The sequence below is a fragment of the Mesorhizobium sp. genome, assembly GCF_004962925.1.
Classification (GTDB): Bacteria; Pseudomonadota; Alphaproteobacteria; order Rhizobiales; family Rhizobiaceae; genus Mesorhizobium.
Genome location: NZ_SUEO01000108.1, coordinates 1 through 20,316 on the forward strand (window position 1 = coordinate 1; position 20,316 = coordinate 20,316).

The 20,316-nt window shown below is 62.4% G+C and carries 17 protein-coding genes and 2 pseudogenes; 10 read left to right on the forward strand and 9 right to left on the reverse strand.

The features are described from left to right. Positions 1 to 58 precede the first annotated feature (58 nt). Positions 59 to 556 (reverse strand): annotated as a pseudogene (locus E5W87_RS20520) (RNA polymerase sigma factor); the annotation flags it as partial. Positions 557 to 763: 207 nt separating this feature from the next. Here E5W87_RS20520 and E5W87_RS20525 point away from each other — a divergent pair. The 5 genes from E5W87_RS20525 (at position 764) to E5W87_RS20545 (ending at position 8,163) form a co-directional block, all read left to right on the forward strand. After that, complete coding sequence (locus E5W87_RS20525; RefSeq protein WP_292401460.1) at positions 764 to 2,170, forward strand: MFS transporter; 1,407 nt, start codon at positions 764 to 766, stop codon at positions 2,168 to 2,170. 849 nt (positions 2,171 to 3,019) lie between these two features. Then, positions 3,020 to 4,216: an acyltransferase gene (locus E5W87_RS20530; RefSeq protein WP_292401463.1), complete on the forward strand. Its 1,197-nt coding sequence runs from the start codon at positions 3,020 to 3,022 to the stop codon at positions 4,214 to 4,216. Positions 4,217 to 4,218: 2 nt separating this feature from the next. Then, positions 4,219 to 5,322: a glycosyltransferase gene (locus tag E5W87_RS20535; RefSeq protein WP_292401465.1), complete on the forward strand. Its 1,104-nt coding sequence runs from the start codon at positions 4,219 to 4,221 to the stop codon at positions 5,320 to 5,322. A 46-nt stretch (positions 5,323 to 5,368) separates the two neighbouring features. Further along, positions 5,369 to 6,379 carry a glycosyltransferase gene (locus tag E5W87_RS20540; RefSeq protein WP_292401498.1) on the forward strand — a complete coding sequence of 337 codons (1,011 nt, stop codon included), beginning with the start codon at positions 5,369 to 5,371 and terminating at the stop codon, positions 6,377 to 6,379. Further along, complete coding sequence (locus E5W87_RS20545; protein WP_292401501.1) at positions 6,376 to 8,163, forward strand: ABC transporter ATP-binding protein; 1,788 nt, start codon at positions 6,376 to 6,378, stop codon at positions 8,161 to 8,163. Before E5W87_RS20540 ends, E5W87_RS20545 begins: the two co-directional genes overlap by 4 nt. Positions 8,164 to 8,243: 80 nt before the next feature. Here the strand turns inward: E5W87_RS20545 and E5W87_RS20550 are convergent, their stop codons facing one another. From E5W87_RS20550 to E5W87_RS20560, 3 genes are all read right to left on the reverse strand, one after another. Further along, a complete protein-coding gene (locus tag E5W87_RS20550; RefSeq protein WP_292401468.1) occupies positions 8,244 to 8,897 on the reverse strand; it encodes a hypothetical protein in 654 nt (217 codons plus the stop codon). A 304-nt stretch (positions 8,898 to 9,201) separates the two neighbouring features. Continuing rightward, positions 9,202 to 9,681 carry a GFA family protein gene (locus E5W87_RS20555; RefSeq protein WP_367118846.1) on the reverse strand — a complete coding sequence of 160 codons (480 nt, stop codon included), beginning with the start codon at positions 9,679 to 9,681 and terminating at the stop codon, positions 9,202 to 9,204. After that, a complete protein-coding gene (locus E5W87_RS20560) occupies positions 9,608 to 10,651 on the reverse strand; it encodes an NAD(P)-binding domain-containing protein (RefSeq protein WP_292401472.1) in 1,044 nt (347 codons plus the stop codon). The genes E5W87_RS20555 and E5W87_RS20560 overlap by 74 nt, the downstream gene beginning before the upstream one ends. 15 nt (positions 10,652 to 10,666) lie before the next feature. Between E5W87_RS20560 and E5W87_RS20565 the strand changes: the two genes are divergently transcribed. Beyond that, a complete protein-coding gene (locus tag E5W87_RS20565; RefSeq protein WP_292401474.1) occupies positions 10,667 to 11,005 on the forward strand; it encodes a helix-turn-helix domain-containing protein in 339 nt (112 codons plus the stop codon). A 147-nt stretch (positions 11,006 to 11,152) separates the two neighbouring features. Here E5W87_RS20565 and E5W87_RS20570 read toward each other — a convergent pair whose 3' ends face one another. Genes E5W87_RS20570 through E5W87_RS20585 form a run of 4 tightly spaced genes read right to left on the reverse strand, consistent with a single transcriptional unit; the run spans position 11,153 to position 15,490 of the window. Beyond that, the gene (locus E5W87_RS20570; protein ID WP_292401477.1) at positions 11,153 to 11,977 is read right to left on the reverse strand and encodes an ABC transporter permease; all 825 of its coding nucleotides are present in this window, start codon (positions 11,975 to 11,977) and stop codon (positions 11,153 to 11,155) included. Positions 11,978 to 11,979: 2 nt separating this feature from the next. Then, positions 11,980 to 13,260 carry an ABC transporter permease gene (locus tag E5W87_RS20575; protein ID WP_292401481.1) on the reverse strand — a complete coding sequence of 427 codons (1,281 nt, stop codon included), beginning with the start codon at positions 13,258 to 13,260 and terminating at the stop codon, positions 11,980 to 11,982. Between the two features lie 5 nt (positions 13,261 to 13,265). Next, a complete protein-coding gene (locus E5W87_RS20580; RefSeq protein ID WP_292401483.1) occupies positions 13,266 to 14,315 on the reverse strand; it encodes an ABC transporter substrate-binding protein in 1,050 nt (349 codons plus the stop codon). Between the two features lie 5 nt (positions 14,316 to 14,320). After that, entirely contained in the window at positions 14,321 to 15,490 is a 1,170-nt protein-coding gene (locus tag E5W87_RS20585) for an ABC transporter ATP-binding protein (protein ID WP_292401486.1), read from the reverse strand. Between the two features lie 309 nt (positions 15,491 to 15,799). Between E5W87_RS20585 and E5W87_RS20590 the strand changes: the two genes are divergently transcribed. Beyond that, complete coding sequence (locus E5W87_RS20590; RefSeq protein ID WP_292401489.1) at positions 15,800 to 17,188, forward strand: PLP-dependent aminotransferase family protein; 1,389 nt, start codon at positions 15,800 to 15,802, stop codon at positions 17,186 to 17,188. A gap of 42 nt (positions 17,189 to 17,230) precedes the next feature. Then, the gene (locus E5W87_RS20595) at positions 17,231 to 18,505 is read left to right on the forward strand and encodes an FAD-binding oxidoreductase (RefSeq protein ID WP_292401492.1); all 1,275 of its coding nucleotides are present in this window, start codon (positions 17,231 to 17,233) and stop codon (positions 18,503 to 18,505) included. Between the two features lie 12 nt (positions 18,506 to 18,517). Here E5W87_RS20595 and E5W87_RS20600 read toward each other — a convergent pair. Further along, positions 18,518 to 18,940, reverse strand: a pseudogene (locus tag E5W87_RS20600) (LysR substrate-binding domain-containing protein); the annotation flags it as partial. Here E5W87_RS20600 and E5W87_RS20605 point away from each other — a divergent pair. After that, positions 18,933 to 19,376, forward strand: coding sequence for a flavodoxin (locus tag E5W87_RS20605; RefSeq protein WP_292401495.1), 444 nt, complete (start codon positions 18,933 to 18,935; stop codon positions 19,374 to 19,376). The pseudogene E5W87_RS20600 and the gene E5W87_RS20605 overlap by 8 nt on opposite strands. A 370-nt stretch (positions 19,377 to 19,746) precedes the next feature. Beyond that, the gene (locus E5W87_RS20610) at positions 19,747 to 19,935 is read left to right on the forward strand and encodes a hypothetical protein (RefSeq protein WP_292401503.1); all 189 of its coding nucleotides are present in this window, start codon (positions 19,747 to 19,749) and stop codon (positions 19,933 to 19,935) included. Positions 19,936 to 20,316: the final 381 nt, after the last annotated feature.

Below are 20,316 nucleotides of genomic sequence, written 5' to 3' on the forward strand. Positions count from 1 at the left end.
CAAATCGGGCGATTCCTATGGAATATCAGCGGCTTCCGAATTCTTCACGGCCGACGACTTCGCGCAGGCGCAGACGGCCGCGATGGAGCGCGGCTTTCACTGCCGGAACGCTGCTGTCGATAATGTTGCCGATTTCTTCGGTCGTGTAGCCGAGCACATCCATAAGGATGACGCTGCTACGCTGCGCCGCGGGCAGGCGCATGAAGGTCTGCAGGCTTGCGGCTGCGGTGTGTCGATCGTCCGCCGACGTGCCGGGGTCAGGCACCATGTCGATATCCTCAACGACATGCGCGGCATCCAACCTGGCACGACGGCGTAGATGGTCGAGCGCTGCATTGTGCGCGATGCGGAACAGCCAGCCCTCGACATTGGCTATCGGCCCGGTCCCGGGGAACGCTTCGAGCGCCTTGACCGTAGCTTCCTGGACGACATCTTCGGCATCGATCACCGAACCGGTCATGCGGGCACAATAGCGGTGCAGTTTCGGCCGCAATTCACCGAGCAGCCGGTCAAATGGCTCCCGTCCTTCAGGCGTGCCGGTTGCGGATCCGGTCATCGCACAAGGATCGATTTCATGCGTATCTCCCTAGGCTCACGCGCGCCCGGCATCAGGCGCAGCGTCTTATAGACGCTCGACGATGGCAAAAGGATTCGGTCAAAAAAACTTTCTTTAGTTGGAATCCTTTGGTGGTCCCCGCACGTCTCTGGGTCGTGGGCCCGCGAACCTACCGGGCCCTTTGTTCAAGCCGGAGGCACGATAGTCATGAGCAAGCAAAGTCTAGGATCAACGAAGGTCTGGGTTCTTGCCCTCACGTCGATAGGCTCTTTGATGGTCGTTCTCGACGCGATGGTCGTCGCGACCGCATTGAGTACGATGCGGCTTGAGTTCGATGCCTCCCTGGAGACGCTGCAATGGACGATGAACGCCTACAATTTGAGTTTTGCTGTCCTGCTCATGACCGGAGCTGCGCTCGGTGACCGGTTCGGCCGCCGCCGCACGCTCATCGCCGGATTGGCGCTGTTCGTCGCAGCGTCGGTCGCCTGCGCGCTCGCCGGAAATGCCGGAATGCTGATTGCTGCCCGTGCTGTTCAGGGCGCGGGTGCCGCAATGGTCATGCCGCTGGCAATGGCGCTGCTGAGTGTCGCTTTCCCGCCGGAGGAGCGAGGCAGGGCGCTGGGTATCTTCAGCAGCATCACGGGCCTGGCCCTCATCATTGGTCCGATGGCGGGCGGCGCGATCTCCGAGGGCCTCTCTTGGCACTGGATCTTCTGGCTCAATGTCCCGGTCGGCATCGTTCTTATCCCGCTGGTGCTGCGTCGGATTCCGGAGAGTTATGGGCCAGGCACAGCAATCGATGTCCTTGGCGTCGTGCTGGTAACGGGGGCGGCATTTGGCGTGGTCTGGGCTCTCATGCGCGGCAACGTCGCGGGGTGGGGCAGCTCTGAAGTGCTAATGGCGTTGACTGCCGGGCTGCTTCTCGCCATCGCATTCGTCCTTTGGCAGCTGCGTACCCGTGAGCCCATGCTGCCTTTGCGGTTCTTTCGGGCGCATGCATTCTCCTCGGGCGTCGGCGCAAACTTCCTACTTTGTGCCGCGATGTATGGTGTCGTGTTCTTGTTGCCGCAGTTTCTGCAGTTTGCCCAGAGCCGCGGCCCGCTCGGCGCCGGTATGGGGTTGCTGCCCTGGACCGCCACGCTTTTCATCGTCGCACCGATCTCCGGTAGCCTCATCAACCGCGTTGGCGAGCGATGGCTTGTCGTGGTCGGATTGATCCTGCAGGCGGTTGGACTGGCTTGGCTGGGGCTGATCGCAGCATCTGATTTGCCCTACATCCAGTTAGTTGCGCCACTGGTCATTGCCGGCGCCGGCGTTTCGATGGCTATGCCTGCCGCGCAGAATGCGGTCCTGAATGCGGTTGCGCGGCCGGAAGTCGGCAAGGCTGCCGGCACGTTCAACACCTTCCGCTTCCTCGGCGGCGTGTCAGGGATCGCTATCGCCGGCGCGGTGTTCGCCGGGACTGGAAACTTCGTGTCCACCGATGCCTTTAGCGATGGCTTCACGTCAGCAATCGGCGCCTCCGCTCTGCTCTCGCTCGCCGGCGCACTCGTCGGAATGGGGCTCCCGGAGCGGCGCACAGTGACGCTCGCGAATGCGAGCAAGGAAGCGTAACGTCACTCGGGGGACTGGAAGCTCGCGCTTGCATGGGTGCCGCGGAGCGGATCCCGCTTCAACACGCCTCCTACTGGCCGGCGGCTGCGAGGCTGCCGCTCGCCATGAGACTCCACAGCTGATCGGCGCTCAGGTGCTTGGCGGATCCCTCTGCCAACCGCGAAGCCTGCCTCTTCCAACGCCGTCAGCGCGCCGTGTGATTTGCGCGCTCCGGCGATCGAGAACGCCCTGTGGCGACGCCGCTTCTTCACTGCTCGGAGCTGCTCCTCAAGGAGTAGCGGTACAAGCAGAGTGTGCGATGCGTCCATCGCCAAGGATAGGAGCTTTATGCTTTGCTGGGTCAATCTGTGAAGGACCCAGATTCCTTCTTGTTTAGCAATCGATCATGCTGCACCGCAATGCGATTGCGTCCATGTCGATTGCCGGGTAGTCGAGATTCGGACGCAAAAGTGCCAAAAAAGGGCGAATTCAGGCGGTTTTCGCGCATTTCGCAAGCCGCGCCTCACGCGACTATTTCAAACACGTTAACATTTTGTGTTGCGGCGCAGCATTTTTTTCCTATCGTCGCCCCGGGGCATTCGATTGCGTGAAGAGACTATCCTTGGCAATTCTCGCTGGAGGCCCGGTGAAGCGTGGTGTTGACGCAATCTGCAATTTGGTAGGCCCACTGGCGGGGGATGGCGGAGAGCTATTTGGTCGCCCCGCCCGAACCTCGGGAGCCCGCGCAAGACGCTGCGCTTCGAGCAAAAACGATCAGCCATGTTGCGCCGTCATCCGCAAAGTGGGCCGCGGCGAACGCGTGCGGCGGCGGCAATCTCAGCGGAGACATCCAACTGGCGGACGCGGCCGATGAGACGCGACACGCAATTGGACTCGCTGAGGGCCATCGCGGTGACGATGGTGATGTATTCGCATTTCTTTGCGGCGGGAGGGTCTTCATTCTGGGGCCACATCGGCGTGCGATTGTTCTTCGTGCTGAGCGGGTTTCTGATCACGCGCCTTCTTCTGGATGCGCGCTCGGCCGCTGAGTTCGAAACCGCGCCCGCACTCAAATCCTTCTACATCAGGCGGGCGCTGCGCATATTCCCTCCCTACTTTGCCGTGTTGGGTTTCGTTTGGCTGGTCGACCTTGAGCAGTCGAGGGGATCGCTGGTCTGGCATGCGCTTTATCTGTCGAATTTTTGGTTCGCGCTGCGCAACGAATGGACGCCTTGGGTGCTTGCCCATCTTTGGAGCCTGAGCATCGAGGAGCAGTTCTATATCGTCTGGCCATTGATCGTCTTGCTGGCGCCTCTCCGGCGTCTTCAATCGATATGCATCGGCGTCATCCTGCTGTCGTTGTCGTATCGCTTTTACTGGCCGATCGCTGGAAGTCCCGACCTCGCCCGCGACCTGCTTCCGCCGGCATCGATGGACGCGCTGGCGTCAGGCGCGCTGCTTGCAGTCTACCGAACCAGAACCGCCGGCTTGCCGCAGTGGCTGCGACGTGGCTGGCCGGCCCTCGCGGCCGCGTTTTTCGTCTTGCAGTGGCTTGCGCCGACGCCGGCAAATCCCGTGCAGGAATGGGGCCGCTGGCTGCTGCTGGAAGTCCTGCCTCTCGCGCCGCTTGTGGTGGTCGTTGCGAGCTGCTCGTCCGGCCTTGGCGGTTACCGGGGCAGGCTCCTCGAACTGCCGCCGCTGCTGGCGCTTGGACGCGTCAGCTATGGCGTTTACCTGTACCACCCGATCGTCCTGTCGCTCGCCGTCATGTCCCAGCCTTGGATCCCGCTCAACGTTTCGGAGCAAGGGCCGGGGCGGTTCCTGGTTGCGGGAACGGCGACCCTGATCGTGGCTTCAGTCTCATGGCTGTTTTTCGAAAAGCCGCTCAACAGCCTCAAGCGCCACTTTCCCTATGTTGCGCCAAGAGCCGGCGCCGTCATCCCAGCAGGCATCAAAACAAAGGATGTCGGGTGGCTCGGGAGGACAGCAGGAGCCGGTTTCAGTGGCCCGCTCGATGGCCGCAAAGCATCCCTGGTACGCGACCTCCCGCGAACGGATGGGAGCTGACCATGGCCGCTCCTTTGGTAACCGTTCTGCTGCCGATCTATAATGCCGGACCTTATCTGGCTGCCGCGCTCGGCAGCATCCTGCGGCAGGATTACGATCGCCTGGAGATCATCGCGATCGATGATGGATCGACGGACAATTCCCTGCAGATCCTGCAGAAGTGCCGCCAGACCGACGATCGCATCTCCATCATCTCACGCGAAAACCGCGGCCTCATCGCAACTCTGAATGAAGGGCTGTCTGTGGCTCGGGGCGATCTGGTCGCCAGGATGGATGCTGATGACATCGCCTATCCCTGGCGCCTGTCGCGTCAGGTAGCGCTCTTCAACCAGCGGCCCGACCTTGCTCTGTGTGGCGCAGGCGTCGATTTCCTGCTTGGCAACCGCATCGTGAAAGGCCTACCTGATCCAGCGCTCCAGGAAAATCTCCTTCGGATATTGTCAAGGTTCTTCACGATATTCATGCATCCTACAGTGGTTTATAATAGGAACGTCATAAATGGCGACGATCTATATTACGACGAGAGCTACAGGCACGCCGAAGATTTCGATCTATTCAGACGGCTTACCGACCGTTACCCGGCCGCAATGATCCCCGAAAACCTGATTGCCTATCGCATCCATGGCGACAGCGTGACGAACAAGCATAAGAGGGAGATGCGACGGACGCATTTGAAGATCGTGGCCGAGACCCTTGAACGGGAAGGTCTCGCGCCAAAGACGCGGGACCTCCGCGACATCGGCGATGCTGTCTCGACGGATACGGTACGCCGAGCCGCTGATTGGATCCTTGCGCTGGAACATAGGATTGCCGGGCTGCCAGCGGAAACGAGGCCTAGCTATGAGGCCGGCACGCTGAACCTGTTCTATTTCCTCTACCAACTCGTAGGCGATGAGATGCAACCGCTGTTGACGCACGAGTTCCTGACGAGGACTGCGAAATGGGACCTCATTCGGCGTCGCGAGCGGTACGCATTGCGCGCCGGCGCCTACGCGCCGCGGTTCAGTCTGGTCTCGATGTCGGCGACCAGGCAGATCGACGCCTTGTCGCGGTACTTGCAGTCCGTGCCGGCCGCAGCGGTTCTGCCTTCCCTTGGGTTGAGCTAGAATGGCAGTCAAATCCCACCAGTTTCTGCAGCACAACCGCGCGACGATGCCTGTGCCTATTTCGGTCAAGTCGCAGCCTGGACCAGCGCCCGAGGTCAGCTTCATCGTCTGCACGCGCAATCGCGTTGCGGTGCTTGAGCCCTGCATCAAGTCGATCCAGGCTGCGTGCCGTGCCCATCCTGCCTTCGCGGCCGAACTCGTGGTTGTCGACAACGGCTCGACCGACCGCACGGCAGAGCGCCTGGCCAGCATCGCCGAACTGTCGGACATTCCATTGAAGATTATTTGCGAGCCACGACCCGGATTGGCGGCGGCCCGCAACGCCGGTCTGGCGCGCGCACGGGGCCGTGTGCTGGTCTTCGTCGATGATGATTGCCAGGTTCATGGCGAGTATCTGCGCGATTTGCAGCGACACTATGCGACCGGGGAACGGGTCGTGCGGGGAGGCCGCGTCGAGATCGGCGATGCCAGGGATCTGCCGTTCACGATCAAGCGGTCTCTGGTCCGCGAGCGGCTTACATCGGATGTTCATCCCGGCGGCTTTGTGCTCGGCTGCAACATGACGATGCACCGCGATGTTGCGGCCCGTATCGGGCTATTCGACGAGCGGTTCGGCGCAGGCGGCCCGCTGCGCTCCGCGGAGGATACGGATTACCTTGTGCGAGCGGTGCTGCTCGGTATCCCGGTCGAATATGTGCCTGATATGACGATCTTCCACCATCACGGTCGGCGAGATCGCAAAGCCATCGACAAGCTCCACCGCGACTACAGCATGGGCAATGGTGGGCTGTGCCTGAAACATGTTCGCCATGCGCCCTGGCTGCTTCGCCATTTCTACTGGGCAGTCAGATCGGCTTTCCGGGAATTGGTGAAGGGTCCTGCGTTCGATTGCGAACTCAAGCTGTCGCACTGGCCGATCGTCGCCATGAATATGCTCGGCGCAGCCAAGTTCGCGGTGCTTTTGCTGGCGAGATGGCCAGAGGCGCCGCAAGTGCGGCAAGATCAACAAGCACAGGATCAACAGGCAAATGCCGAGGCGAGGGTGAATACGCCATAATGCGACTGGTACCGCCGAGCCTGCCGATGCTGCGCCGCGCGCTTGGAAGCAAGCAGTTGCGCCTGCTTCCCGCCGTGGTGCTTCTCGGCCTTGTCAGCGCGGCCCTCGAAGGCTTCGGCATCGGGTTGATCATCCCGTTGCTAGGCATCATCATGGGCAAGGGCGATCAAGCCGGAATGGCCGGCTTTTCTGCCGTGTTCCAGCACTTCGGATCTGATTTGGGCGAGGGCCACCGGTTGATCGTCATCTCGGCCGCGATCCTCGGCTCGATCGTCCTGAAGAACGTCTTCGCCTTCGCAAACACGCTGCTGACGACTTTCATCTATGGCAAGGCAAGTCATTCGATCCGAAGCGCGCTGTCGGAGCAACTGCTGAGGGTGGGTTACCCATTCTTCCTGCAGCAAAGTCCCGGACGGCTGCTCAACATCATATCCAACGAATCCTGGCGGGCATCGGATGCGATCCAGATCATGCTGGCGGCGATCGTCAACGCCTCGGCTGCAATCATCCTGCTGGTCTTTCTGCTCCTGCTTTCCTGGCAGATGACGCTGTTGGTCACGCTGGGACTGGTCCTCGTTCAGATCGCGCACGCTGTGCTGTCAGCCAATTTGAAGGCGCCCAGCCGCAGCGTCGCCTCGCGCAACAGCGATCTCGCCTCACAGATGCTCCACCTCGTGCATGCCGGGCGCCTGATCCGCATTTTCGGACAGGAGAGCCGCGAGAAGGCGACATTCGATCAGGCGTCGGACGCGGTTCGCCGGGCCGCTTTCGTCCTGCTTACTCGCCAAGGCGCGTTGCCGCCGCTGACCGAGGTTCTCCACGCGATGCTGTTTCTGGCCGTGGTGATCGGCGCCTGGTTCGTGGGCGTGAGTTTCCCGCTGATCGTCGCGTTCGTCATCCTGCTCTACAGGCTGCAGCCGTATATGCGGGCCTTGCAAATGGCCTGGAGCCAATTGCAGGGCTTGAGCGGATCGCTTGAAGAGGTGGTCTGGATGCTGGACCCATCCGACAAGCCCGAACCTCCACAAGGCAGCGGACCCTTTCGCGGCTTGGGCCAGGGCATCAAATTCGATGACGTGACCTTTACCTATTCCGGCAAGGACCAGCGCGCCGTGGTACTGCATTCGGCGGCTTTCGAAATCCGCAGCGGCCGCTCGACGGCGCTCATCGGCCGGTCAGGCGCGGGTAAGACGACGATCGTCAATCTCCTGTGCCGCTTTGTCGAGCCGGATATCGGCAGAATTCTCGTCGATGGATCACCCCTCGACCAGATCGATCCCAGCCAATGGCGGAGGCATATCGCACTTGCCAGCCAGGACCTGGAACTGGTGGATGGCACCATCTTCGACAACATAATCTACGGGCAGGACGCGGCCTCGGCCGGCGATGCCGAACGCGCCGCAAGGCTGGCCGAAGCGCATGAATTCATTGAACATCTGCCGCAAGGCTACAAGACGGTCGTCGGCTACAGGGGCGTCAATCTTTCAGCGGGACAGCGGCAGCGGATCGCTCTGGCAAGGGCCCTGGTGCGCGATCCCGATATCCTCATCCTGGACGAAGCCACCAATGCGGTGGACGGATTGTCGGAAGCGGCAATCGTCGAGACCTTGAAATCGAGGGCAGGCCGCCGCACGACCATAGTCATCAGCCACCATCACAGCACCATCTCGTTCTGCGATGACGTGGTGATCCTGAGCGGCGGGCGTGTGAAAAAACAGGCGCCTTTCGCCGCTCTGGCATCGCTCAGCATGGATGAGCTTTACCAGCATGATTCGCTCGACTGACGAGGATTTCTGCCTGGTGCGGCCGCGCCTTTCCGCGGGCAGCTGCAACCGGCGCAGGGGCGGGCAGGGCTTAAGTGACGTCATTTCCCGGGCGCGCCCGGGAAAAGTGTCGTCAATTTCTGCTCGGCTGCCGCCCAGGCTCGGGCGTGGTAATGCCGCAGCAGCAAGATGCTAATAACGAAAGCCAAAATTCCGGAAATCACGCCGAGCGACATCCCCGAGCCGATTACCGATGTTGCCATTATGCCCGTAAAGACGCCTGCGATCGCGCCGCTGATCGTGCTCACCATGCCTGCGGTCGTCATGAAATACTGCAGGGGCAACGGGTTGAAGCCCTTGTCGACGAGCACTGCCGAGCGGTCATCATGCGTGGAATGGATGAGGTACTTTTGCATGATCGGCGCGAGTTCGACGTAATAGTGCCGGATCCGCGCCATGCCACGAGCGTGCACCATATCCTCGATCGCAACCTGCACGGCGCGCACGAAGGTGACCAGACCGATGAAGAACAGGCAAGGCAGCAGGATCAGGCTGAACAGCACGAAGGGCATACCCATTTCCGTGACTTGCGCGACGAATGACAGAGCGATCGTTACGCTTGAGACCGACGTGAGGAACAGATTGGCGCGCTGGTTCGCTTCTTGAATCGTGGCTGCGCGGGCGGTCTGCAGCACGAAGTGCTCGGTTGTCATGCACTGCAGAACTTGCTGCGTGTTGTTGCTCTCTTTCGTCATTGCGTCCTCCTTCGGCCGGCCCAACCACAACGCGACCAAAGGCGACTATGATCGGCCGGCCGGTTTTCCGCAGCCCATCGGGCGAAGCCGACACGGCTTCCTCACTCCGGTGATTGGATTCGCCATCGGAGCCTCGGCCAGCCTTCGGGAGTCGAAAAAACTTGCCGCGACAATCAGCTTCGGAGCGTGCCTTGGGGGAACGTCGAGGAGCGCAAAGTGTTGCAAAGGAGCCTGCGGATCGCAGTCGCCAGCGGCAATTATCCGCTCTGCCGCAAATCAAGCATCGCGCCTGGTAATCTGCTCCTCATGAGGCGGCTGCTTCGGGCAAGCCCTCCAAACAAAGCCATTTATGCTTTCTCTCAGGCCAATGGAGCCTTGCCGGGGCGGGGAATTCCGGGTCCTCCAGACAGCCGACCGATACCGACAGCGCATCCTTCAACCCTTCTGCCCGCATGAAGACCACCGACCCGCACGTGGTGCAGAATGTCTGCTCCAGCCATTGCCCCGACGAGCCGGTTCTGCGCCAGGATCTGGTCTCACCTCTCTGGCCGACAAGCGCGGAGTCGGCATAGATCGCCCGGTACGAGAACGCCGCCCCGGTGCATCGCTGGCACTCCAGGCAACTGCATGCATAGACGCGCCGCGGCTCTCCGGCGAGGACAAGTTCCACGCCCCGGCACGAGCAGGTCGCGGTTCGTCTCGTCTTGCCGCTATGCATTCGCTGGTTCTCCACTCTGGCGCGGCGAGCCGTTTCGAAACCAGGGTGCGAGAGATGCGAAATCATCTTCCATGCTGCCGCGCGAAAGCGCCTGCCGAAAGATCATGTCCATGGCGCGCGGCACAGCCGCGTTTAGGCCGCGCTCCTCGCATGCCTCAAGCAGGTGCCGGAAGGCGCTGTAGTGGGCGCCCAAGGACGCCAGCGTTGCGTCGTCGCCGGCAAAACGGCGCGCATTTGTTCGATCCACCACGTCGAACAGAGCGGCATCGACAACCGGCTTGAATGCGGAAAGATGTCTCCTGAACGTCTCCAGGTGGAGATCTTCGGCCTCGGCGACGGCCATGCCCTGGAGTGCTCCGAAGAGCCCGCCCCACATCTGGGTGAGCAGGGCGGTATCAAGTGCAGAAGCCTGGCCCGGCAGCTCGCCGACATAACTCGTGCCGCCGCCGAGCGCGAACAGCAGGGGCTTGTGCGTCTCGTAAACGTCGCGGGAACCCGAATAAAGCAGTGCGGTCTCTGGTTTGCCGATAAAATCCGGAGTGGCCAAGATCGCGCCGTCCAGATAGCCGGCACCATGCGCCTCCACCCAGCGAGCTTCTTCCCGGGCCAGACGCGGCGAGCCGGAGGTGAGTTGCACGACGGCTTTGCCCGCCAATGCCGAAGCGAAGCCGTCCCGCTTCAGCAAAGCGTCGCTGGCGGCATAATCGAGAACATTGATGATCACGACGTCGGCCGCCTGGATGCCAGCCTCCACCGAGGGGGCGATCTTCGCGCCCAGGGTCGCCAATGGGTCGCATTTTGCCGCGGTCCGATTCCAGACCCATGTTGTGTAGCCGCGGTCGAGCAGCGCTCGAACAATGGACGAGCCCATTCGGCCCGCGCCGAGCACGCAGACATTTGATTTCATAATAGCTTCTCCGATAGCCCGATGGGCCTCTAGACGAGGGTCCGGTTGATGTTTGGCGCGCTCGATCCGAAGATATAAATTGTTGTCGCGTTGAGAAGTACGCACCTTGAGGTAAGCTATCGCCATCATGACAGGAGCTGCCAAATGAGGCGCAAGGAACCAGACAGCTGCGGTTTTGCTGCCGCGCTGCAGGCCATCGGCGGAAAGTGGAAAACCTCGCTGCTTTGGGAACTGCACCTGCGGCCATACCGCTTTGCCGAACTGCGCCGGTTATTGCCTGGCGTCAGCGAGAAGATGCTCACGCAGCAATTGCGGCAGATGGAAGCCGACGGGCTAGTCAGCCGGCGCGCCTATGATGAGGTGCCGCCTCGCGTGGAATACTCGATCACGCCGCTCGGCTTTAGCCTGAACGACGCGGTGACAGTCATGTCGGCCTGGGGCAAGCACCACGAGACATGGAAATCCCAGCGTAAGGCGGCCTGACGCGGGCAGACCTATAGAGCAATTCCAGGAAAAGTGTGAAACGGTTTTCCGTCCGGAATTGCGCAAAACAAAGAGATAGAGCGGTTCGGCGTTTCCGTGAAACGATGAACCGCTCTAGAGGCTCTGGCCGACCGCCGCACGATATTCCTAGTCGATGCGCGGTCGCTGCTTGCCACGGCGGGCCAGAAGATTGGCGACGACGAGCAGCACGATCGACAATGCCATCATCAACGTCGCGGCGGCGGTGATTGCCGGGCTCAGCTTCTCGCGTAGGCCAATGAACATTTCGAGCGGCATGGTGCGCTGATTGGCGCTTGCCAGGAACTGCACCACGACGACCTCGTCGAACGAGGTGACGAAGGCAAAGGCGGCCCCTGACAGCACGCCGGGCAGGATCAGCGGCAGCATCACCCTGAAGAACGATGTAATGGGCCTTGCTCCGGAGATGGCGGCGGCGCGCATCAGATTGCGGTCGAAGCCGGTGAGGCTCGCCCCCACTGTGACGACGACGAAGGGACTGGCGAGCGCGGTATGCGCCAGGATGATGCCGGCATAGGTGCTGGCGAGGCCGACGCGGGCATAGAACAGATATGAGCCGACGGCGGTGATCACCACCGGCACGATCAGTGGCGATAGCAGCAGCGGCATGACAATGCGGCGGCCGGGAAACTTTTCGTCGGAAAGCGCAATAGCCGTCAGTGTGCCGAGTATCGTTGCGATCAGCGTCGTTCCGAACGCAACGATCAGGCTGTTGCCGATGGCTGCCTGCCAGCGCTGGGTCCCAAGCACGACCTCGTACCAGCGCGTCGAAATTCCCTCCAGCGGGAAGATGAAGAAGGCGCCGCTGTTGAACGACAAGGGAACGGGAATGAGGATCGGCACGAGGAGGAATAGGATCACCATGCCGCACCACAGCCAGAGCAGGGTGATGCGGATTCTTTCGCCTGTCGTCGGATAGGGAGACAGCAACATGGCTACACCAGCTTGAGGCGGTCGAGGCCGAGGATGCGGGCGAAGATGCCGAACAGCGCCAGGGTGAAGACGAGCAGGATAAAGCTGAGCGCCGCCGCCATCTCCCAGTTGAGTTCGACATTGACGTAGCTGGCGATGAAATTGCTGATCAGCTGGTCGCTGGCGCCGCCGATCAGCGCCGGCGTGATGTAATAGCCGAGGCAAAGGATGAAGGTGAGCAGACAGCCGGCCATCACGCCAGGAAAGACCTGTGGAAGGTAGACGCGGCGGAACGCGGTAAAAGGTTTTGCGCCGAGCGAATAGGCAGCCTTCATCTGCGAGGGCTGGATGGTGCGCATGACGCTGTAGATCGGCAGCAGCGTGAACGGCAGCTGGATGTGGGTCATGGCGATGATCAGTCCGATGCGGCTGTACATCAGGTCGAGCCGGTCGTCGGCAACGCCGAGCCACAGCAGCAGGTCGTTAACCAGGCCGAATTTCTGCAGGAGCACCGTCCAGGCCGCAGTTCGCACCAGGATCGACGTCCAGAACGGCAACAGCACCGCGACGATGAGGATGGCGGCGAGGCCCTTGGGCACGGAGGCGATGAGATAGGCGAGGGGGAAGCCCAGTATCAGCGTGGCCAGCGTCACCGCTGCGGCGACGAAGAATGTGCGCATGAACACCTGCACGAAGATCGCCTGTTCGGGTGGCACCCTTTCGATGCCGCCATCGGCATTCCAGCGCAGATCAAGCGCGCTCAGCAGGTAGAACGACGTCACGCTATGGGTGCCGCTCTCGATGACCGGCCAGGTGCTGGGCGCCGACCAGAACGGAACCGCTTTCATCACCTCCAGCGGCGGCCTCTCGGCGGCCTCCAGTTGGCGCACCGTCTTGAGCACCTGGCTGCGTGCACCGGGCAGGCGGGCGTTGAGGCTCTTGGCGAGTTCGTAGGCGGTGCCCTTGGCCTGATTGCTCCGGAGATCGGCGGCAAGAGCAAGGAACGCAGCGTCGTCGGGCAGTCCCGTGCCGTTCCAGCCGCGCAATGCCTGGCTGGTCTGCGGTAAGGCGTTGGCAATCGTCGGATCATAGACGGCGCGCGACAGAAGCAGGATGATCGGGATGCCGAAGCTCAGCGCCAGCAGCACCAGCAAAGGTGCCGCCAGCGCCAGCGACCGCAGCCGGTCGCCGAGATCGGCGCGGCGGAGCGCCGCCGCGACCGACTTTGCTGTGCCGGAATCGGCGGCCGACCAGTCGCGGCTTGCCCGCGGCCGGTCCAGTTTCGTGGGCTCAAGCGCCGACATTTTCCCTACTGCGCGAGCCAGGCGTTGAAGCGCTTGACCAGATCCTCGCCATAGTCGCCCCAAAATTCGGTATCGGCGACCAGGTAAGCGGTCATGTGGTCAGGTGCGTTCGGCAATTTCGGCAAGGCGTCCGGCGCGACGAAGGAAGCCGCATCGGTGCGCACCGGCCCGTAAGTGATGTAGCTGGCGAGCTTGGCGTTGATTTCCGGCTGGCTGATATAGGCAAGGTACTTGTAGGCTAAGTCCGGGCTCTTGGCGCCCTTCGGAATGGCGATCATGTCATATTCGAGGATTTGGTTGTTCCAGACGATCTTGAACGGCGCCCCGTCCTTGTCGATGGCGTTCTGGATACGGCCGTTCCAGGCGGTGGTCATCACCACTTCCTTAGATGCGAGGAGCTGCGGCGGTTGTGCGCCGGCATCCCACCAGACGATATCTTTCTTGATCGTGTCGAGCTTCTTGAAAGCGCGGTCGACGCCTTCGGGGGTTGCCAGCACCTCGTAGACATCGGCCGGCGCGACACCATCGGCCATCAGCGCCCATTCCAAATTCTGCGCCGGGAACTTGCGCATCGCGCGCTTGCCCGGAAACTTGGTCGTGTCGAAGATGTCGAGGACCGAAGTCGGCGCCTCCTTCAGCACGTTGGGATCATAGGCAAGGATGTCGCCATAGGCGTCGAGGCCGACGCCGCAGTCGAGTGCCGAGCCTTCGATGAATTTTTCGCGAGGGGCGATCTTGGAATAGTCGAGCCGCTCGAGAATGCCCGCGTCGCAACCCTGCAGCACGGTCGCGGTCTCGACCGTCACCAGATCGATCGGCACGTTGCCGGTGTCGACCATCGCTTTGACCTTGCCGAGATCGCCAAGATATTCCTGCTCGACGATCTTGATCCCGGTCTCCTTGCTGAACGGCTCGAACCATGCCTTGCGCTGGGCATCCTGCCAGGCGCCGCCGCTGGCCATGATCGAAAGTTCGTCGGCGAAGGCGGTATGTCCTGACGTAATGAATGCTGTGGCTGCGGCGAAGGCGAACAGCCGGGCTCTTGTGATTTTCATTGTTCTTATTCCCCTGTTTTCGAGATGGAACCGCCCGTTCCGGCATCGGCCGGAAAGGCACGGCAGTCGTTGGGCGTGCAGGAAACCGTGACCGATTCCCCGTCGCCCATGGTCGCTTCGGGGCCGACCTTGACGGTCAGCACCTGTCCGTTTTCCAGCCTGGCCAGAAGGCGCTGGTGGTCGCCGAGGTAGATGCGGCCATCGACCTTGGCGGCTAACGCATTTGCTCCGTTCGAAGCGGGCGCAAGCTTCAGCCGCTCCGGGCGGATGGCGACATGGCAGGCCGCGCCCTCCGCAACGCCGATGGCCAGCGCGGTTACCGAACCGCCGCCGTCCAGCGCGACGCGGCACTCCTTGCCGAAGATGCGCTCGACCTTGCCTTCCAGCGTGTTGTTCTCGCCTATGAAGCTCGCGACGAACGAGCTCTGCGGCGTGTTGTAGAGATCGTCAGGCGAACCGAGTTGGGCAATCCCGCCATTGTTGAACACGGCAACGCGGTCCGACATGGTCAGAGCCTCGCTCTGGTCGTGCGTCACATAGACGATGGTGACGCCGAGCATCGTGTGCAGCTGCTTGATCTCGATCTGCATATGCTCGCGCAGCTTCTTGTCGAGCGCGCCGAGCGGCTCGTCCATCAGCACCAGGCTCGGCTCGAACACCAGTGCGCGGGCAAGCGCGACACGCTGCTGCTGGCCGCCGGAAAGCTGTGCCGGCCGCCGGTCGCCGAACTGCCGCAGCCGCACCATGTCGAGCACGCGGCCGACGCGGGATGCAACGTCCACCTTGGTGATCTTGCGGACCGAGAGCGGGAAGGCGACGTTCTCCTCGACGCTCATGTGCGGAAACAGCGCGTAGTTCTGGAACACCATGCCGATGTTGCGTTCGTAGGGCGGCAGCCTGTCGACCGACCGGCCTTCAAGCGTAATGACGCCGCTGGTCGGCCGTTCGAACCCGGCAAGCATGTTGAGCGTCGTCGTCTTGCCCGAGCCGGAAGGCCCGAGAAGCGTCAGGAACTCGCCGCGCGCGACACCGAGGTTCAGCCGTGTCACCGCGAATGTGCGGCCGTCATAGGATTTCTCGACATCGACGAACTCGACAAATCCTTGGCCGCCGGCATCGGTGTCCGGTGCCGGAGCGGGGCTGCCGGCTGACAGGGCTGTCGCTTCGGCGATCACTGGCGAGAATCCGTTGGGCGGCCGAGGCCGCTTGTCGAAACGAGGTGGTGCTTGCCGTCCATGTGTCGGTCTCGCTTGACGCTGGCCGCGCAAGGGCGGCAAACCAAACTTGTATGCTCACACAATCAATCGCTAAAGAACCATAGATGCAGACAAGTTTGCCCGTCAAGCAGCTTTCGTCGGGATTGTGTGAGATTTTTCTGCCAGATTTTGAAAACATGTACCGGACAAGTGCTATTGTCCGGAGCATTGTCTTATGCTAGATGCGCCGGTAGCCAGAGCGTCAACACACCGAAACCGCCAATCCGCATGCTTCAGGACCTGCAACTCGCCTCGGATGAAGGCCCGGTCTACCGGCGCCTTGCTGACGCTATTGCCGAACGGATTACGGCGGGCACGCTTGCAGTTGGAGACCGGCTGCCGCCGCAGCGCGAGATTGCCCGCGCACTTGGCATCAATGTCACCACGGTGACGCGCGCGCTCTCGACGCTGCAGCAGCGCGGACTGCTCGAAGCGCGTCCTGGACGCGGCACCACGGTCGCTGCCCGCGACGCCGGCGACAGGCCGGGTTTCGTGTCGGCGCCGAGCGACGACACCGGCGTCATCGACCTTTCCGTCAACCGGCCCGCAACCTCGGCCTATCTCGATGCCCTGGCACTGCTGTTGCCGCGCCTGGCCAAGGACCGGCACTACGCCACGCTTCAGGACTATCACCCACCCGAGGGGCCGCTGTGGGCGAGAGAAGCAATCGCCGAATGGATGCGGCCGGTGGCCGGCGATGGCGATCCCGGCCGGGTGGTGCTGGCGGCGGGCGCCCAGCATGGGCTGGATTGCGTGCTTGGCGCGGTGACCAGACAGGGCGAGCTCGTGCTCGCCGACGAAGTGACCTATCAGGGCATCAATGCACTGTGCCGGGTGCATGGGTTAGACCTCAGAGGCGTTGCCATGGACCGTGGCGGCATGCGGGCCGACGCGTTCGAGGCGGCCTGCGCGCAGCTCCGCCCGCGCGCGGTCTTCCTGGTGCCGACGCTGCACAACCCGACCACCATCACACTGGGCGAGGAGCGCCGGCGCGAGCTGGCGGCTGTCGCCCGGCGCCACAACGTCCTCATCATCGAGGACGACGTCTACCGGCCGCTGGCGGACAATCCGCCGCCGTCACTTGCCAGCCTCGAGCCCGAATTGACGGTTCACGTCGGCGCCCTGTCGAAATGCCTTGCCCCAGGACTGCGCCTCGGTTTTGTGATCGCGCCACGCGCCATAGCCGGCCAGGTCGCAGCGGCTTTGCGCATCAACTGCTGGAGCATCAGTCCTCTGACGGCGCTGATCGGCGCGCGGCTGATAGAGGAGGGCGCGGCGGCGCGTATCATCGACGCCCAGAAGCAGGAGCTGCGCCAGCGCCAGGCGGTGCTGAGCGAGATCCTCGGCCGCTACGATGTCCAGAGCCATGCCACCTCGACCCATGCCTGGCTGCGCCTTCCCGAGCCGTGGCGGGGCGCGGGTTTCGCCCGCACCTGCCTGGAACGTGGCGTTGCCGTCCTCCCCGGCGATGCCTTCGCGGTTGGGCGCGAGCCGGTGCAGCACGGCGTGCGCATCAATGTCGGCGCCGCGCGCTCACTCGACGATCTGCGCACGGCCCTGAACACAATGGCTGAACTGCTCGCGGCCGGGCATCTGCAATTGCCTGGCTTTGTCTAGACCGTGATCTCGAAGAGTGGGAACCAGTTTTCGGAAAAGATCATGGTCAAACAAGAAGATACGGCGGTGGCAATATCTGAAACGACTGAAGTCGCCATAGTCGGCGCCGGCATTGTCGGTTTGGCAACGGCACTTCGGCTTGCGGCCGAGGGGCGCGAGGTGCTGCTCATCGACCCCAATGAGCCTGGCTCCGGCGCCTCGTTCGGCAACGCCGGAACGCTCGCCGAATATGCCTGCATGCCGGTTGGCAATCCGGCCCTGCTGCGCCAGCTGCCAAAACTGCTTTTCGATCCGGCCAGCCCTTTCGCATTGCGCTGGACAGCGTTTTTCCAACTTGCGCCCTGGCTGGTCCGCTTCGTGCGGCAGTCGCTTCCGGCGGCCACCCGTGCCAATGCGCTGGCGCTCGCCGGCCTTCTGGCCGAGGCCCTGCCGGCCTGGGAGGAGATGGTGAAAGAGGGCGATGTGGCCGACCTGCTGCGCCGCAACGGCTGTCTCTATCTTTATCGTCGCGAAAGCGATTTTGCCAAGGCCGCTGGGGGCAGGGCGCTGCGCGCGGGATTTGGCGTCCATCAAGACGTTCTGACGCCGGAAGAGGTGTCAGCGCTGGAGACCGCCTTGCCTCCGATCGGGGCCAGCGGTTTGTATTTCCCGGACTCCATGAATGTCACCGATCCCAAGACACTGATGCGGCGGCTGCTCGATGCCGCGACCGCTCGCGGCGTGTCGGTGGCGCAGGCTGCTATAACCGGGCTGCGGGTCGAGGCGGACGGTGTCAGGCTCAGCGGTTCCGGCCTTCGCGTCAAGGCAAACACGGTGGTGATCGCCGCGGGCGCGCAATCGCGGGTGTTGGCCATGCAGGTCGGCGACAGGATCCCGCTCGAAACCGAGCGCGGTTATCATCTCGAATTCCCGACCGAAACGCCTTTGCTCGGTCGTCCGGTCTGCCCTGTCGATCTCGGCTTCTATATGACGCCGATGACCGGCCGGCTGCGTGTCGCCGGAACAGTCGAGCTCGACGGGCTTGCAGCGCCGGCAAATCCGCGCCGACTGGCGCTGCTTGATCGCGGCGTCAGGCAGTTCTTTCCCCAACTCGGTCGGCCTTCATCCGAATGGCTCGGGTTCCGGCCGTCGCTGCCCGATTCACGGCCGGTCATCGGTCCGTCGCGTGGCAGCCCCAGGGTGATCCATGCCTTCGGTCATGGTCATCTCGGCCTCACTCTGGCGCCAATCACGGCCCGCATGGTCGCCGACCTGATTGCCGGACGCGGCGACCCTGACCGCCTCGCATCCTTTGCAGCAGACCGCTTCGGTGTATGAAGGTACCTCAGCTCAGCCGCGATAGCGCAGCGCGTCGACCAGCACGGCAAAGGCCGGCGAGTTCTGCCTTCGGCTCGGATAGTAGAGGTGACAGCCCGAGAAGGGCGGGCACCAGTCGGCGAGCACACGGACAAGGCGCCCTTCCGCAATGTGAGCCCGCGCCTGATCCTCGGGCAGGTACGCCAGCCCAAACGCGGCCAGCACCGCGTTCAGCCTGAGCGCAGAGGTGTTGAAGACAAACTGCCCTTCCACCCGCACTTTGAGCTCGCGCCCGTTTTTCTCGAACTCCCAGGCGTAGAGCCCGCCATAGGTCGGCAGCCGCAGATTGATGCAGTCGTGCGCCGTCAGATCCTGCGGTGTCTTTGGTGGCTTGCGCCTGGCGAAATAGGACGGTGCGCCGACGACCGCCATGCGCATATCGGGCCCGATGCGCACCATACCGGGCATTGCGGGGCGAAGGGTTCTAACCCTCTACTATTCGCGCTCTGGCCACACCAGGACTGTCGCCACCCAGATCCATGGGCTGGTTGGCGGCGACCTGGTGGAGATCCGGACAGTGGAGCCCTATCCGGACGATTATGACGCGCTTGTCGCACGAAATGCCGCGCAGCAACGGTCCGATTACAAGCCGCCATTGCTGACACCGGTCGACAATCCGGCTGAGTATGACCTCATCTTCATCGGCTCGCCGCTTTGGAACGTGAGGCTGACGCCGCCCGTCCGCAGCTTCCTGTCCAGCCATGATCTGTCGGGCAAGATCATTGCGCCGTTCGTGACCTACATTGTGGAGCGGCCGGGGGCGGTCGCGGCGGGATATCGAAGAATTATGCCCGGATGCCACCATTCTGGATGGCGTCGCGGTCCTGGGTGAGGATGCGAGCGAGGCGGAGACCAAGGTGCTGGAGTGGCTCCGAGGTATGCGATTGCCGTGACCCTCATCACACTGAGCGTTGGATAAGCAGTTCGGCATCCTCTTCTGTCCCCCAAACTGAAGCCAGTCTGCGCCAATTGCAGATGTCGGCTCCGACCCGAGGCACCATTCAAGCAAAAACCCGCCCCGGTCTCCGGAGCGGGTCTGTTGCCTGAGGCGGAGCTCAACATGTGTCCGCGCAGCAAGGTCGCCTCGAGTTGCTGAAGATCTGGTTAACCGGCCAAATTTGATTCAAATCCACCTGTGGATATTTGCCTTTGGGTAAGTCGAGATGGCCATCCTTTTCGAACGGCGGGCAAAAGGAGAATCCATGACTAGCGACTTTGCCGCCGCCCACCTCCATCTTGAACGAGCCTGCCACTATTTGCGCGGCGATGACGAGACGAGCAGCACGGCTCGTGCGGCTCTGGATATTCTGATCGATGCGATTGTTGCAGCCCAGTACAAGCGCCCGCCCGCAGACGTGGTGGAATTTCCCAGAACGGCAACGCGGCGATAGTCGGCGAGCGGCCCAAAGAGCCGCACGAAACCAGCCGACCGATCGCCTGCCGCGGCAGGCGATTTCCTCGGGACCGGAGAGGTCCAGCGTCTGACCCCTCTGATTATGCATTTCGAGCTCAAGTCGCACTCCTGTGCCTCTGTTCCTTGGATTGCGGCGGGCGTATTCTTGCTGCCGACCAATGCTCTGAAATTATCTCGGGGAGGAGATGGCGATGGCTGGGGCGACGCGCCACGACGCCTGGCAGGCCGGGGATAGCTACGAGCTCTATATGGGGCGATGGAGCCGCCAGATCGCTCCACTGTTCCTGGATTGGCTCGATCCGGCAGAGGGGCTGGACTGGCTGGAGGTGGGTTGCGGAACCGGGGCGCTGTCGGCAGC